Annotated in this window: 11 protein-coding genes; 1 reads left to right on the top strand and 10 read right to left on the bottom strand. The window is 59.6% G+C overall.

Translation table 11 applies throughout. The features are described 5' to 3' along the window. Window positions 1-264 precede the first annotated feature (264 nt). The 10 genes from I2D57_RS09190 to I2D57_RS09145 form a co-directional block, all read right to left on the bottom strand. Window positions 265-732 (bottom strand): YfcE family phosphodiesterase, encoded by a 468-nt coding sequence (locus I2D57_RS09190; RefSeq protein ID WP_195362258.1) that lies wholly within the window; start codon window positions 730-732, stop codon window positions 265-267. A 95-nt stretch (window positions 733-827) separates the two neighbouring features. Beyond that, window positions 828-1,544 (bottom strand): LytR/AlgR family response regulator transcription factor, encoded by a 717-nt coding sequence (locus I2D57_RS09185; RefSeq protein ID WP_195362257.1) that lies wholly within the window; start codon window positions 1,542-1,544, stop codon window positions 828-830. 72 nt (window positions 1,545-1,616) lie between these two features. Next, window positions 1,617-2,960, bottom strand: coding sequence for a histidine kinase (locus I2D57_RS09180; protein ID WP_195192636.1), 1,344 nt, complete (start codon window positions 2,958-2,960; stop codon window positions 1,617-1,619). Continuing rightward, on the bottom strand, window positions 2,957-4,144 hold the full coding sequence (locus tag I2D57_RS09175; RefSeq protein ID WP_195362256.1) for a glycosyltransferase: 1,188 nt from the start codon (window positions 4,142-4,144) through the stop codon (window positions 2,957-2,959). Before I2D57_RS09175 ends, I2D57_RS09180 begins: the two co-directional genes overlap by 4 nt. A gap of 171 nt (window positions 4,145-4,315) precedes the next feature. Next, on the bottom strand, window positions 4,316-5,575 hold the full coding sequence (locus tag I2D57_RS09170; protein WP_195362255.1) for an MFS transporter: 1,260 nt from the start codon (window positions 5,573-5,575) through the stop codon (window positions 4,316-4,318). Window positions 5,576-5,676: 101 nt separating this feature from the next. Continuing rightward, entirely contained in the window at window positions 5,677-6,621 is a 945-nt protein-coding gene (locus I2D57_RS09165) for a zinc dependent phospholipase C family protein (RefSeq protein WP_195362254.1), read from the bottom strand. A gap of 92 nt (window positions 6,622-6,713) precedes the next feature. Further along, window positions 6,714-7,448 (bottom strand): LytR/AlgR family response regulator transcription factor, encoded by a 735-nt coding sequence (locus I2D57_RS09160; protein ID WP_195362253.1) that lies wholly within the window; start codon window positions 7,446-7,448, stop codon window positions 6,714-6,716. Between the two features lie 38 nt (window positions 7,449-7,486). Further along, complete coding sequence (locus I2D57_RS09155) at window positions 7,487-8,872, bottom strand: sensor histidine kinase (RefSeq protein WP_324249223.1); 1,386 nt, start codon at window positions 8,870-8,872, stop codon at window positions 7,487-7,489. A gap of 117 nt (window positions 8,873-8,989) precedes the next feature. Continuing rightward, window positions 8,990-10,267 carry a metal-dependent hydrolase family protein gene (locus I2D57_RS09150; protein ID WP_118080668.1) on the bottom strand — a complete coding sequence of 426 codons (1,278 nt, stop codon included), beginning with the start codon at window positions 10,265-10,267 and terminating at the stop codon, window positions 8,990-8,992. Window positions 10,268-10,398: 131 nt separating this feature from the next. Next, window positions 10,399-11,850 carry an APC family permease gene (locus I2D57_RS09145; RefSeq protein WP_118385411.1) on the bottom strand — a complete coding sequence of 484 codons (1,452 nt, stop codon included), beginning with the start codon at window positions 11,848-11,850 and terminating at the stop codon, window positions 10,399-10,401. Between the two features lie 565 nt (window positions 11,851-12,415). On the opposite strand from I2D57_RS09145, the gene I2D57_RS09945 reads away from it, so the two are divergent. Further along, the gene (locus tag I2D57_RS09945; RefSeq protein ID WP_229055739.1) at window positions 12,416-13,246 is read left to right on the top strand and encodes a C39 family peptidase; all 831 of its coding nucleotides are present in this window, start codon (window positions 12,416-12,418) and stop codon (window positions 13,244-13,246) included. Window positions 13,247-13,594: the final 348 nt, after the last annotated feature.

The following is a 13,594-nucleotide window of genomic DNA, read 5'->3' as shown; positions in this document are numbered from 1 at the left end:
GCTGCTCTACAGTCCTGCGCAAGACGGAAAGCACATTAAGTGCTTTCCTTTGCGTGCGGAACTCGCGACAAACTTAACCCCCGCCCTCAGCCCCGGAGACCCTCCCTGCCGTCACATTATTCAACCAGTTTTGCGGGCGTGCGCCGCTGCGCGGCTAGCCCGCGTGCTCCTCGGCGGGGTTGGTCTGATGGATCTTGTTGAACTTCGGCCTTTGGCTTAAAGAAAAACGGGGGATGCATTGTGCATCCCCCGTTTTTGTTGCGGTTAGTCTAGGTCAATAAATTTGGTGCTTATGATCTTGCCGTCTTTTACGAGCATTCTGGCCATGGTGGGGCCTCGGGTGCCTCTGGGGTAGCTGGCGCTGCCTGGGTTGAGGACCAGGCAGCGGCCCACTTGGGCTTCTTTGGTTACGTGGGTGTGACCGTTGATGGCTACGTCTACGGACCCCACCGGAAGGTCTTCGCGGTAGTGGGCTACGGCGAATTTGAGGCCTTCGTAGGTAAAGAGCGCAAGACGGTCTACATCGGGGCCGTAGTCGCGGTAGTAATCGTTGTTGCCCAGTACGGCCCGCACGGGGGCGATGGTGCATAGGTGCTCGTAGTCTATCTCTGACGTGAGGTCGCCGGCGTGGATGATCAGGTCTGCGCCCTCAAGCTCATCCAAGAGCGCAGGCGATAAATAGCCGTGGGTGTCCGAGATGATGTCGATACGCTTGGCGCTTGCACTGTTCATGGGATCCCTTCCGCAAAAAACGATTCGGCAGATACATACAAAAAGGCCCCACGGCTCCGCAGACGATGGGTCTACAGGGCTGCGGGGCCAGTGTGCTAGAGACTCAGAGCCTTCTTGAGCGGCACGACGCGGCGGCGCGAAACCGGCACGCGTTCGTCGACGCCCGTAATGCCCAGCTGGATGGCGCCCGAGGGCACCGTCTCGACGTCCGTAACGCACGCCAAGTTAACGATATAGCGGCGGTGAACACGGAAGAAGCCAAAGTCGCAGAGCTTGGCCTCAAACTGCGCCAGCGAGGTCGTCGACAAAAAGCGATCATCGACGGTATAGATGCAGGAGTAATCGTCCTTGGCCATGATAAAGCGAATGTCGTCCACGGGAATGAGCACCTTGCGGCCGCCCTTTTCCACCGGGATACGCTCGATGGTCACCTTGCTGTCCGTAACCGGCTTGGTGCGTTGCGTGACCTTCTCGATCGCGCGATCCAAGCGAGCTTCCTCGACCGGCTTCATCAGATAATCGACGGCATCCACGTCGAATGCCTCGACTGCATGGTCACTATACGCAGTCACAAACACGATCGCCGGCGGATTTTTGAGCTTATGCAGCGCCTCGGCAAGTTGCAGGCCCGAGGCACCGGGCATCGAGATATCGAGAAACACGACATCCACGCGACTTTCCATAAGCATCTCGATGGCGGAGCGGACGCTCGACGCCTCCGTGATCGTGCCGATCTTGCCCGTTTGCTCGAGCAGGAAGCGAAGCTCCGAGCGAGCCGGCGCCTCATCATCCACAATCATCGCACGCAGCATAGGGATAAAACCTTTCGTCAACTAACTACGCCGGGCATCCGTCGCATGACGTTGAGCCCGTAGCCTTTTATTTTACTCTTGAATGTCGAAGATGCTCTCTGACAAATCAAGATGAAGGAGCACTTTGGTGCCCTTGCCCGGCGCCGATTCGACACGCGTATAGGAGTGCGGCCCATAAAAGCGATGGATGCGCTCCGAAATATTGTGCATGGCCACACCGGCGCCGCCACCCTGGGGAGAGCTGGCGTCGGGACGGGCAGAACGCTCGTCAAACAGTCTGGCGGCGGTACCCTCATCCATGCCCACGCCATTATCGGCCACGGCAATCAAGATTGCATCCTCGCCGTCTTGGTGAACGGTCACGTCGATCCTCAGGGCGTCGTCATCGCCCATACCATGACGTACGGCGTTCTCGACAATCGGCTGGATCACGAACGCCGGCACCAGCGTATCTTCCACGTCCTCGGACACATCGAACGTCGCAAGCACGCGGTCCTCGCCAAAGCGGGCCTTCTCAAAGGTAAGGTAGCGCTTGGTCTGTGCGACCTCGCGCGAGACCGGAATAAGCGATCCCGAGTTGTCGAGCGTGGCACGATAGAACGATGAGAACTCACGAAGCAGTTCGCGGGCCCGCAGCGGGTCGGTGCGCGTAAACGATGCAATGGTGTTCAGCGTGTTGAACAGGAAGTGCGGGTTAATCTGCGCCTGCAGCGCACGCACCTCGGCGCGCGCCGTGAGTTCCTTTTGCACCTCGAGCTCGTGGATGGCGAGCTGCGTGGACAAGATCTCGGCAAAGCCCGAGGCAAGCGCGTACTGGGTACGGTCGACGGCGCGCGGGGTCTTGTAGTAGAACTTGAGCGTGCCGACGGTACGATCGCCCACCTTGATGGGGGCGATAATGCCGGCGGGAACTTGGTTGTGCGAGCCGTCCGAGCCCACGACATCCACCATACGGTTGAACGACTGCACGATGCCATGTTCGATAACGTAGCGTGTGGCAAGCGTGTGGATGGGAGAATCTGGCAGTAGTTTTTCCTCAAACTCTCCCGCACAGGCAAGCACGTTGTCCTCGTCGGTGATGGCCACCGTCATGGCGCGCGTCTCGGGCAAAATGCGCCGGCACACCAAACGCGCCGACTCCTGCGTCAGACCGCCCTTAATGTCCTCGAGCATGGCCGAGGCCACCGAGAGCGTCTCCTCGGTGTACTGGGAGCGCACCGAATCGGGATTGAGCGTCAAAAAGATAAAGATGCACAGAAAGATGCACAGCAGCGCGCAGGCAATCACCGTGGCGATCGGCTCGATACCGGTCACCAAGGCAAAAATAAAGTACACCAGCACGCAAATGGCGCAGGCAACGGCAATGATGCGAAAGATTGATATTGAACTATCGCGCTGGGCGCGGCGGTCGATCATTCGGCCCCCTCCAGGATACTGATCAGTTGTGCGTCACGCCAAAGCCCGTCCATGATCTTGGGCCAAAAGCTCTGGAAACGCAGGTAGCTTGCAGCGTTTTGGCGCGCATAGGCCTTTGCCTCGCCGATACCATGGCGCCAGATGCGCAGGTAGCCCTCATGCTCGCGGGTAAACACGCTGCGGACCATAGCGGTCTTGCGCACGCGGTCGTCGAGCTCGCGCGAAATCCACGGGCCCGGGTAGGGCATGAGCGATGCCGCTGTAACGGGAATGAGCTCCTTTTGATGCGCGGCGAATGTCAACTTGGCCCGTTCGTAGTACCAACGGTATACATCCTGCATAAAGCGCGGTGAGCGCTTTTCGGACTCCGGAGGCAGATGGCGCACGGTCCACTCGTTATCGAACCACACGTCGTAGCCAAACATGCGCATGTTAAAGAGGTAATCCAAGTCCTCGCCGCGGGTGATAAACGGGTCAAAGGCCACACGCGTAAAGGCGCGGGCATGCAGGGCCATCAGGCCGCCGCACACGTAGTTGGAGCGCGAGATGCGGGTGCCCGAGAGCGCCTTTTTCATCCAACGGTTGAACTCGATGCGCTTGGTCCACCAACGATGGCAGATACCCGCCTTGTCCGTGGGAGCCAGCGGCGAGCCGTCGCGATCGTAGAAATAGCCGCTCTTGACCAAGATCGGCAAGCCCTGACGCGTCTGCTGCCCCAACGCATAGGTCGCGCGCTTCATAAAGTCGGCGTCGATGACAGTCTCATCGTCATCCAAAAAGATAACCGCGTCATGCCCCAGCACAGCGGCACAGGCTAGCCCCATGTTGCGGATGGCACCGTAGCCTCGCAGGCTCACGCACTCGCCCGAACCCTTGGGCGCGATCTGAGCAACCCGGTCTGCGATGCGCGAGGCCTGGGTGTTGGTGACAACGGTGACCTTGAGCGTGGGATGCGCGTCGACAATCTCGTGCACGCGCAGCGACACATCGGCTGTGGCAGAAACGGGACAGACCACCAAAAGGATGATGCGTGGGATGTCACGCACCTGCTCAAGCGAGGCCAGGCAGCGGTCGAGTTCGGAATTGTCGGCGTTGAGTCGCGTCGAATGGTCATAAGTGCCAGGGGCGTTTGCGCAAGCGTCATCGCCCGCCCAATACGTTGGAATCACGACTGTGGCGTTCATGCCTTACCCTCCCTGCAACACAAAAACGGGGCGCCGCCAAACACAGGCGACGCCCCGCGACCTAGCTGATTCCATCATACCCACTTGGGCAAATCATTGCTCGCAAGTCGCAATGTTTATTGCGGATAACCCCAAAAGAGTACCGCGGACAGGCCCAATAGCCGCTCGCTCCTATGCGGCCTGCTCTGCCGCCTGAGTCATGCGGGACAGGCGAACCAGCAGCATAAAGCCAACGATCAGCAGCACGCCAATGGAAAGGACGCCCAGCGATGGGTTGCCGGTCAGCGAGGTGACGACCGACACCAGGAAAGTGCCCATGACGCTTGCATAACGACCAAAGATGTCAAAGAAGCCGTAGTACTCGTTGGACTTTTCCTTGGGGATAATGCGGCCAAAGTAGCTACGGCTGAGCGCTTGCACGCCGCCCTGGAACAGGCCGACCATAATGGCAAGCACCCAGAATTCGAAGGCGGTCTTTAGGAAGAATGCGGCGAACAGCACAATGCCCATGTAGGCGGCGACGGCCACCAGGATCATGTTGAGCGTGCCCACGCGTCCGGCGAGCTTGCCGTAGATGATGGCAGACGGAAAGGCCACAAACTGCGTAACGAGCAGCGCCAGCACCAGCTGGGTCGAGTCGATGCCTAAAGCCGAGCCGTAGCTGGTAGCCATGGAAATGACCGTGTGGACGCCATCGATATAGAAGAAGAACGCGATCATGTAGACCAGCACGGTCTTGTTGTGGGCGATCTCGCGCATGGTGTGTCCGACCTCGGAGAACACACCGCCCACGATGTGGCCGATGGTGTCCTCGGGACCGCGCTCGCGACCGTACTTTTGCTTATAGGTGCGAATGAGCGGCAGGGTAAAGATGAGCCACCAGGCACCAGTGATGATAAACGACAGACGCGTTGCCAGCATGGTGGGGACGCCAAGAGCGGGGCCACCCATGATGAGCGCCAGGCAGATGATGAACGGCACGGTGGAACCGATGTAGCCCCAGGCATAGCCCGAGCTGGACACGGCGTCCATGCGCTCGTCGGTGGTAATGTCGGGCAGCATGGCGTCGTAGAACGTCATAGAAGAGTTAAGGCCGATGGTGCACAGCACGTACACGGTCAAAAATGCCATGGCGGACATTGGGATAGCCTGCGCCAGGCAAAGAACCAGGCCCGTGAGGAAGAAGCCCAAGAAGAACTTAATCTTGTTGCCGGCGTAATCGGCAAGCGCGCCCAGAATGGGCATGAGCATGGCAATGACCAGCGAGGCGATCGTCTGAGCGTTGCCCCAAGCGACCACCAGGTCTGCCGAGGAAGCACCAGTATTGATGGCGTTAAAGTAGATGGGCACCACCGAGGTATTGAGCAACACGAGGGCCGAATTGCCCACATCGTACATAACCCAGTTACGCTCGAGCTTGGTGTATTTCATGGACAGGGCCCCTTCGTATTCGCCCGATATGCAGTTAGTTCATCGTACCCCAATTGCACAGAAGCGCTGGTAAGGATTCGGCAAAGGGGCACGCACGGGTCCTACTCCTCGCGGTCGAACTCCTCGTCGGCGTCGAGTACGCGGCCGCTATAGTTGATATGGCCGGTCACGGCATCCATGTCACCGGTCTCGATAAAGCGGGCAACGGTGAGCTCGTAATCGGTCAGCGCGCGCTCAAAGACCTCGGGGAAGCTCTCGGTCGAGACCTCATCGGTAAAGGGGTTCTTCCATGTCAGGTGGCCCAGGTTACCGGTGCGCTCGGGAAGCTCCGTCGTCACGCGATGAGCAAGGCCGTCGAGCAGCGAGTAGTCATGCACCAAGCCCTCAACCAGGGCAATCGCGCGCGTCTTTACCGAGCCGGCCGGCTCAATGGTGCGATAGAGCATCTGCATGTCCGAGACGGCGCCGGCGTACTCCCCCGCCGGGATGTCGATACCGTACACGCGCCCGGCGATGTAGCTCATCAGCACGCCGGCCACACGGTTGATGCGGTCGGTAGTGACGATCTCGCCCGCCGGCGGATAATCCTCGACCGTGGCCCCGTCACGTTTGAGCTGCAGCATCAGCACGTCCAGGTCGCTTTCGAGCACGGCGTGAACTTGACTGCCCGAAGCCTCGAGCTCGGGGTCGGACTCAACAATGCCAAACTGCTGCTCGTAGACAAAGGGGTGGGCATTGCGATCGAGCACATAGTGCGACAGCAGGCCCAGCGCAAAGGCGCGACCCAGATTGGCATCGCGCGGCTGTAGGTGCGACACGCCGTCGCGCAGGCACGAGAACTGGCGCGACATGCGCGAGCGGTGCATGACCTGAGCAAGCGACATACAGTCGGAAATGCGCGGCGTGAGCATGTGGAAGAAAAACGGGTCGGGACCTTGGTTTCCCAGGATAAAGGCGATGCGCTCCTCGTCGGACGTAATAACGCCCTGCGGAAGACGGTCGATGCTTTCCTCGCCAAACAGATGATGCGTAATGAGCGCGGGCATAATGATCCTTTCGATTTCATTCGATGTCACCCATTATGCCCACCGCACGGTCACGCCAAACCTGCGGCGGTAAACGATGATATGCAGACTGCCTACGCAAGTCCCAAGTGCGCCTTGACCTCGGCTGCGCGACGACGGGACACAGGCACCGTCGAGGTTACGCGATCGAGCCTGAGCTCCATAAGACCCGTGGAACCGATCTCGACATTATGCACGTCTTCCAAATTGACCAGATAACTGCGGTGGACACGGATAAAGCCCTCGGAGGCCAGGCGCCGCTCGAGCGAGGAAATCGACTCATTGACCAGGTATGTTCCCTCGGCGCAGACGGCGTTGCAAAAATCGGCGCGCGCCTCAAAGTAGCAGACATCCGCCACGGGAATGAACACCCTTTTGCCCCCACGATCCGCCGTCAGGCGCAAAGGTTGGCGCGGAGCATGGACGACACGGCGAGCGCCCAGGGCGGTCTCGATCTTGTCGAGTGCCTTTGACAAGCGGGCATCCTCGACCGGTTTGACGATGTAATCGACAGCATCGAGGTTATAGGCATCAGCCGCATACTCGGCAAATGCCGTCACAAACACCACGACTGGCGGCGTCTTTAGGTTCTGCAGCGTCTCGGCAAGCTCAATTCCCGAGCGACCGGGCATGGTAATGTCTAAAAACAGCACGTCGGGCTTGTTCGACAGAATCGACTCCACGGCTTCGGTGACATTGCCCGCTTCGGCAATCTGTCCCACACGCGTATCCTTTTCCAACAGATAGCGTAGCTCAGCCCTAATGGGAGGCTCGTCATCAACCACCAAGATGTTCCAGCCTTCGGACATATGCGCTTCCCCTCTTTTTCTCTCAATCCAACCGCGTGCTACACCGTTAGCGGCGCCGGCTCATGCGGCTCGCCGTTCAACTCAACGATGACCTGTGTCCCCACGCCCTCCTGGGACTTCGCGCGCATGCCAGAATCTTCTCCGTAAAAGAAATGGATGCGCTGAAGCACATTGAAGAGCGCCAGACCGCAACCTCGCTTGATGGAGCCGTCGGCGGTAATGCTCTCGGGCTCCTCTCGGCGATGCTGCTCAAACAGATGCGCGCAGACTTCTTCGTTCATACCGATGCCGTCATCTTCGACGATGATCTCCAAGCCGTCATCGGTCTCAAAAGCCCTAACACGAATAGAAAGCGGCTCGGTCTCGCGCTGCGCATGCTTGATGCAGTTTTCGAGCAGCGGCTGCAAGATAAACGGCGGCACCAGGCTGTCGCGCACCTCAAAGTCGATGTCGACCGAAACGCGCAGACGGCCGTCGCCATACCGGGCCTGCATAAGATTGATATAACGGGTGCCCTGTTCCACCTCGTGCTCGAGCGTGGTGAGCGTATCGGAATCAGAAAGCGTCTGACGATAGTAGTTGGAAAAGTCGATCAGCAGCGATCGCGCCTTGTCGGGCTCGGTTCGAACGAGCGACACAATCGTGCTAATGGTATTGAATAGAAAATGCGGGTCGACCTGCGACTGCAGGGCGCGTAGCTCAACGCGAGCTGTGAGCTCGTCCTGGCGCTCGAGCTCAAAGCTGGCGAGCTGCGTGGAAATGAGATCGGCAAAACCCGAAGCAAGGGCCGTCTGGCGCATATCGATGCTGCTCAGGCGGGGGTAATACAGCTCGAGTGTGCCCACACAATGCCCGCGCACGGTAAGCGGCGCGACAATGCCGGCGCGCAGGCGGGGAAAATAGCCGCCCGTCTCATTGGAGGCGTCGCGCGAAAACACACTCTGTTCGCCGGACTCGATCACGTTGAGCGTGGTCTTGAGCACGACCGGGGTGCCGGCAGGGCACTTTGCCGAGTCCTCGCCCCAGCTTGCCAACACCTGTTTGCCATCGGTAAAGCAGATGGCGGAGGCGATGGTCTCGGATAGGATAATTTTAGAGGCACCCAGGGCCGCTTCGGGCGTAAGGCCGCGCGACGTGTAGGCGAATATTTTTGATGCGATGGCGAGCGTACGGTCGGTTGCGCTCGATGTGAGGTCGTCGGGGACCACAAAGACATACGAGAAAAAGAAGCACAGCATGACCAGGCCGGCAATAACGACAACGCCCGGAACGGGATTGGGATTATCGGTTAAATCCCAGATAAGCAGCAGAATAAGCGCCGGAACGACAACACCGAGCAGGATGGCCTGGACCACATGCTGGGCCGTACGAAAGACCTTGGTAGAGTTGTAACTCTTGCCCAGAATCAGCCTGTTTAAATCCACCGTCATCCCCTTTTATCTACCGCACCCATAGCAATAAAGAGGGCCGCAAGCGACCCTCTCCATTGCATTATGCAATCAAAAACTGTGTTTTACATCCAGTCATCGACAAACGGTATCTTAGGCGCTGTATTTGTTGGCCTCGCCAAAGGTGCCAGCCTCGACGATCCAGCCGTCCTTCATGATGACATCCATGTTGTCGGTGTTGAGCACATGGATGTCGGCGGCGACGTCACCGTTGACGACCAGCAGGTCGGCGCACTTGCCGGCCTCGATGGAACCGGTCTCGTCCTCGATGTGGCACATCTTGGCGCCGTTGAGGGTGGCGCAGGTGATGGTCTCGACCGGGGTGAAGCCGATCTTGTCGACGAACTCGTACATCTCCTCGATGGAGCAGGTGCCGTACGGGGTAACGAAGGAGAAGGAGTCGGAGCCGATCGTCATGACGACGCCACGCTTCTTGGCCTCGCGCAGGCAGTCGTAGTTGCGCTGCAGCTCCTTCTCGACCAGGGTGCCCTCGTACTTGTCGTGCAGCTCGGGGACGTAGACGGGCGGATAGGTGGCGTACCAGGTGGGCAGGAAGGCGATCGTCGGGGTGAAGAAGGTGCCCTGCTCGGCCATGAGGTCCATGGTGCGCTCATCGATATCGAAGCCGTGAATCAGCTGCTCGCAGCCAAAGCGGACGGAATCGTAGGCAGCGGCGTGGTTGTTGTAGCAGTGGCTCCACACGGGGATACCGACCATCTTTGCCTCTTCGACCACGGCCTGGATCTCCTCGGAGCAATAGTGCTGATCGCGACCGGAGTCCCAGCGCCAGATGCCGCCACCGGTAGCCCAGATCTTGATGGCATCGGGGTTCTCGCGCAGGCGACGACGGACGGCCTTGCGCAAATCCCAAGGACCGTCGACCTGGTCGCCCCAGGGATGGGATTCCTTGTTGAGCTCCTGGGTGCAGTGGTGGGAGTCACCGTGGCCGGCAACGCGGCAGAAGCCGAGGCCAGTGGCCAGAACGCGCGGGCCCTTAAAGACGCCCTTGTCGATGCAGTCACGGATCTGGATACCAAAGCGGCCGATCTCGCAGACGGTGGTGAGGCCGTGGGTGAGGCAGTCATAGGCCTGCTTGACGGCGACGGCCTGCTTCTCGAGGAGCGGCTGCATGACCCAGTCGGTGTCATCGTCAGTCAAGTTGCCCGAGAAGTGCAGGTGGGTGTCGATCAGGCCGGGAAGGACAGTCTTGCCGGCGGCGTCGATAACCTCAACGCCCTCGGGAAGGTCCTGCATGACACCGGCATACTCGATCTTGCCGTTATCGTCGACGAGAACGAGGGAGTTCTCGACCGGCTCGGCACCGGTGCCGTCGATGAGCTTGCCGCCAACGATTGCATACTTAGTGGACATGGTTCCTCCTTATGGATCCATATAGTGGGCGAGGCCGTGTTGGGTTAAGGCCTCACAAAGCTACCCAAGTGGCGCCGGGTTCGGTGCGCGGGAGAGAGGATTCCGCGCACCCGATCCGCCCCGGCTAGGCGTTACTTTTTGCGGGAATTGGTGAAAGCCATGAGGGCCAGGCCAATAGCCAACCAGCCGATCACGATGCTCCACTCCACCATGTTGAGGGAGGCGGGAGAGAACGGGATCACGAGCAGGCCAATGATGGTGCCGCAGGCAACGATAGCGAGGCTGATGCCAAACTTGCCGCCGGGCACCTCGTAGGGACGAGGCAGGTCGGGCTCGGTGAAGCGCATGCGCAGGCAAGCGAGGGCGACCATGCCGCAGGAGAAGATGAAGGCGAGAGCCGACACGTTGGTCAGAGGGATGAGCATGTTCTTGCCCAGGAACGGACCGACGACGGTGATGACGCCCAGAACGACGCAGGCGAGCTTGGGAGCGCCGGACTTGGGATCGACCTCGGCGAACTTCTCGGGCAGCTGGCCCTTTCGGCCCATGGCGAGCATGATGCGGCTCGTGGCGCCGTAGAAGGAGTTCATCGGGCCCATGGGTCCAAGCGTGGCGATGACGAGCATGGCCAGGTACAGGAGCATGTTGATGCCCTTGAGGCAGGCAAGCGCGGGAACCGGGCTCTTAACGAACTCATGCCAGTCGAGGATGGTGCCGAACGAGTAGATGCAGACCATGTAGAAGCCGCCTGCGGCCAGCAGGGCCAGGGAGATGATCTTGCCGAACTTGTTCCAGTTGAGGCCCTCGGCCGCTTCCTCAGCCTGCTGAGGAATGGTGTCGAAACCGGCGTAGAAGAACGGGGTCAGAACCAGGACCGAAACGATGCCTGCGAACAGGCTGGTGCCCTCGGTAGCAGGCTTGCCGCCGCCAGCACCGGTGACCTGGGAGAACACGGGCATGGCGTTGTCCGGCGAGCCGGTGAACAGCGAGACGCCCATGGCGAGCAGCATGCCGCAGAGCAGGGCCTTGGTCAGGAAGGCCTGCAGCTTGGCGGCCGAGCTGGCACCGCGGAAGTTGAGGAAGATGACGTAGGTTGCAAAGCCGAGCGCGATCAGCGTCGGGAACAGGTAAACGTCGGCGCCCAGGATGGTATAGAGCTTGACGGCACGCAGCCACTCAAGACCGGGCAGGCTGCCGAACATCTCGGACACGAGGGTCGAGATAGCGATTGCCTCCCACGGGCACAGGATGCCGTTGCCCAGGGCCAGGAGCCAACCGGTGATATAGCTCAGCGTACGGCCAAAGCTACGATCGACATACTCGACGATGCCGCCCGAGATGGGGATAGCAGCCGTGAGCTCACCGAAAACAGCTCCGACGGGCACGAGAAAGATTGCACCCAAGAGGAATGCGATCATAGCGGGAACGGGACCGCCGCCCACGACCATCCAGTCGCCGACCTGCAGAACCCAGCCAGTTCCGATGATGGCACCGAAACCGATGGTGAAGAAGTTCCAGAGCGAAAGCGTTTTCTTCATGCCGCCGTTACCTTCGACTGCAACTTCTGCGTTCTTGTCCGCCATTGTTCCCCTCCTTTCCTTATTGACGCCTCTTTGGCGTCACCCCTTGCGCGGTCTGTTTTGCCGCGCGCTTTTATTTCATGGCTTTAAGATACGGCCTTGGCACAGCAGCGCCGCTTGTGGCTCGACCGAAGGCAGAACTGCAAAACGAGCGGCGCCGTTTTTGGGACGAACGGCACGGTTTGCCGCTCATTGTTGTCGCCCGTCCGACGGGCGTACGCTCATCGGACGCATATAGAGATGTTTTTGAGGCCGTGTGTTTTGCGCCTTTCGTACCGTTTACCGAGCTTTTGACGCGCGGACCCATTTGTTGCACATCTTTTTTGTAGGATAGACAGGTTATACATGAGACAAGGCGGTACGAATGGCATACGGATACAACGACGGTGATCAACGGCGACAAAGCGTTCGCCTTGCTGGCCGCACCACGCCGACGCCCAGAAGTGCCACGAGCAGCAATCCGCAACGCCCTCAAGAGCAACCCAGGCCTTCGTCTCGGCAGCAGACAAACAGAACACGGCAGAGTGGCCGTCCGAGCACGGGCACAAGCGCACAGCAAGATAGCCGCTTGGGCGCGCGCACTCGACAGCGCCAAGCCGAGGTTCCGCAACTGCGCCGCAACGGCGCACGTCAGCCCGGCAGCCATATCAACCGCTTCTTTTCGCATCCCCATGGCGGACGCGACGGCAAGCCCTACCGCTCGACATCGTACGTGAATGCCCCCGCCCTGCCGGCTCGTCGGCTTTGCCTCGCACTGTGCTCTATCCTCATCTGTCTGGTCTTTGTGCTTATGAGCTCCTGTATGTCCCACGGCTCGGCCGGTCTCGAGCCCACCGCCGAGGACAAGCTGCTCAAGGCCCCCGTCGCGCCCGGTTATTCTTTCGCCTTTTCGACCCCGCGCTCGCAATGGCAAGCCGGCACGATGCCCCATATCTATCAGATCGACCCTGCATGGTCGGAGCTGCCTTACGCCGGCGGTACCATCCGCCAAAATGCCTGCGGGCCTACGTGCCTCACCATGGTCTATATCTTTAAGACGGGACGCACCGATATGACCCCCGTCAATATGTGCGCGCTTTCCGAGGCAGGCAATTACGCCCCCACCGGTGCAACCGAATGGTCGTTTATGACGAGCGGTGCGTGGCAGTTGGGACTTAACGGAACGGAGCTTCATAACGATCGCGACTCGATGACTCAGGCGCTGCGTTCGGGAGCGCCCGTCATCGCCGCCGTTCGGCCGGGCACCTTTACCAACGTGGGCCACTACATTGTACTTTACGGTATTGGCGACGCCGACCAGATTGAAGTCTTCGATCCCAACTCGGCCAGCCGCAGCGCCCGACGCTGGGGCGTCGTAGAGGTCCTCAACGAAGTCGAAGCCATGTGGGCCTACTACTAGTCGTTGGGGACAGACTTAAATGAGTGGTCTCTGGCTGCCCGGAACTGCTGGCACGGAAAATGCATCCCGCTTTGAAGTTCGATAGCGAGATGCACTTTCCGCGCACGGCCTGTTTGGGAAACTACGTTCCACTTTCCGGCAACATTCCGGGATGCATTTTCCGGTTGAGGCCCTCAAGGGAAACCATGTCCCATGTTGGACGCTCATTCTGGGATGCGCTTTCCGCAGTTGATTGATGCGGGCTTTAAGGACTGTTCCAAGCTGCCGGCAGAGACGATATGAGCAGGACATAAAAACATTGAGAGCCCCTGCTGCATGAAAGACCGCGGATTAGGCCGACAATGGTGA

The organism is Collinsella aerofaciens, from assembly GCF_015553355.1.
Classification (GTDB): Bacteria; Actinomycetota; Coriobacteriia; order Coriobacteriales; family Coriobacteriaceae; genus Collinsella; species Collinsella aerofaciens_V.
Note: the sequence above shows the minus strand (reverse complement) of the source record. Positions and strands in the feature narration are given on the sequence as shown.

Excerpts from the sequence above, each read along its gene's own strand:
- I2D57_RS09175 (WP_195362256.1), bottom strand. The coding sequence starts at position 4,144 with ATGAACGCCACAGTCGTGATTCCAACGTATTGGGCGGGCGATGACGCT.
- I2D57_RS09165 (WP_195362254.1), bottom strand. The coding sequence starts at position 6,621 with ATGCCCGCGCTCATTACGCATCATCTGTTTGGCGAGGAAAGCATCGAC.
- I2D57_RS09150 (WP_118080668.1), bottom strand. The coding sequence starts at position 10,267 with ATGTCCACTAAGTATGCAATCGTTGGCGGCAAGCTCATCGACGGCACC.
- I2D57_RS09180 (WP_195192636.1), bottom strand. The coding sequence starts at position 2,960 with ATGATCGACCGCCGCGCCCAGCGCGATAGTTCAATATCAATCTTTCGC.
- I2D57_RS09145 (WP_118385411.1), bottom strand. The coding sequence starts at position 11,850 with ATGGCGGACAAGAACGCAGAAGTTGCAGTCGAAGGTAACGGCGGCATG.
- I2D57_RS09160 (WP_195362253.1), bottom strand. The coding sequence starts at position 7,448 with ATGTCCGAAGGCTGGAACATCTTGGTGGTTGATGACGAGCCTCCCATT.
- I2D57_RS09185 (WP_195362257.1), bottom strand. The coding sequence starts at position 1,544 with ATGCTGCGTGCGATGATTGTGGATGATGAGGCGCCGGCTCGCTCGGAG.
- I2D57_RS09190 (WP_195362258.1), bottom strand. The coding sequence starts at position 732 with ATGAACAGTGCAAGCGCCAAGCGTATCGACATCATCTCGGACACCCAC.
- I2D57_RS09170 (WP_195362255.1), bottom strand. The coding sequence starts at position 5,575 with ATGAAATACACCAAGCTCGAGCGTAACTGGGTTATGTACGATGTGGGC.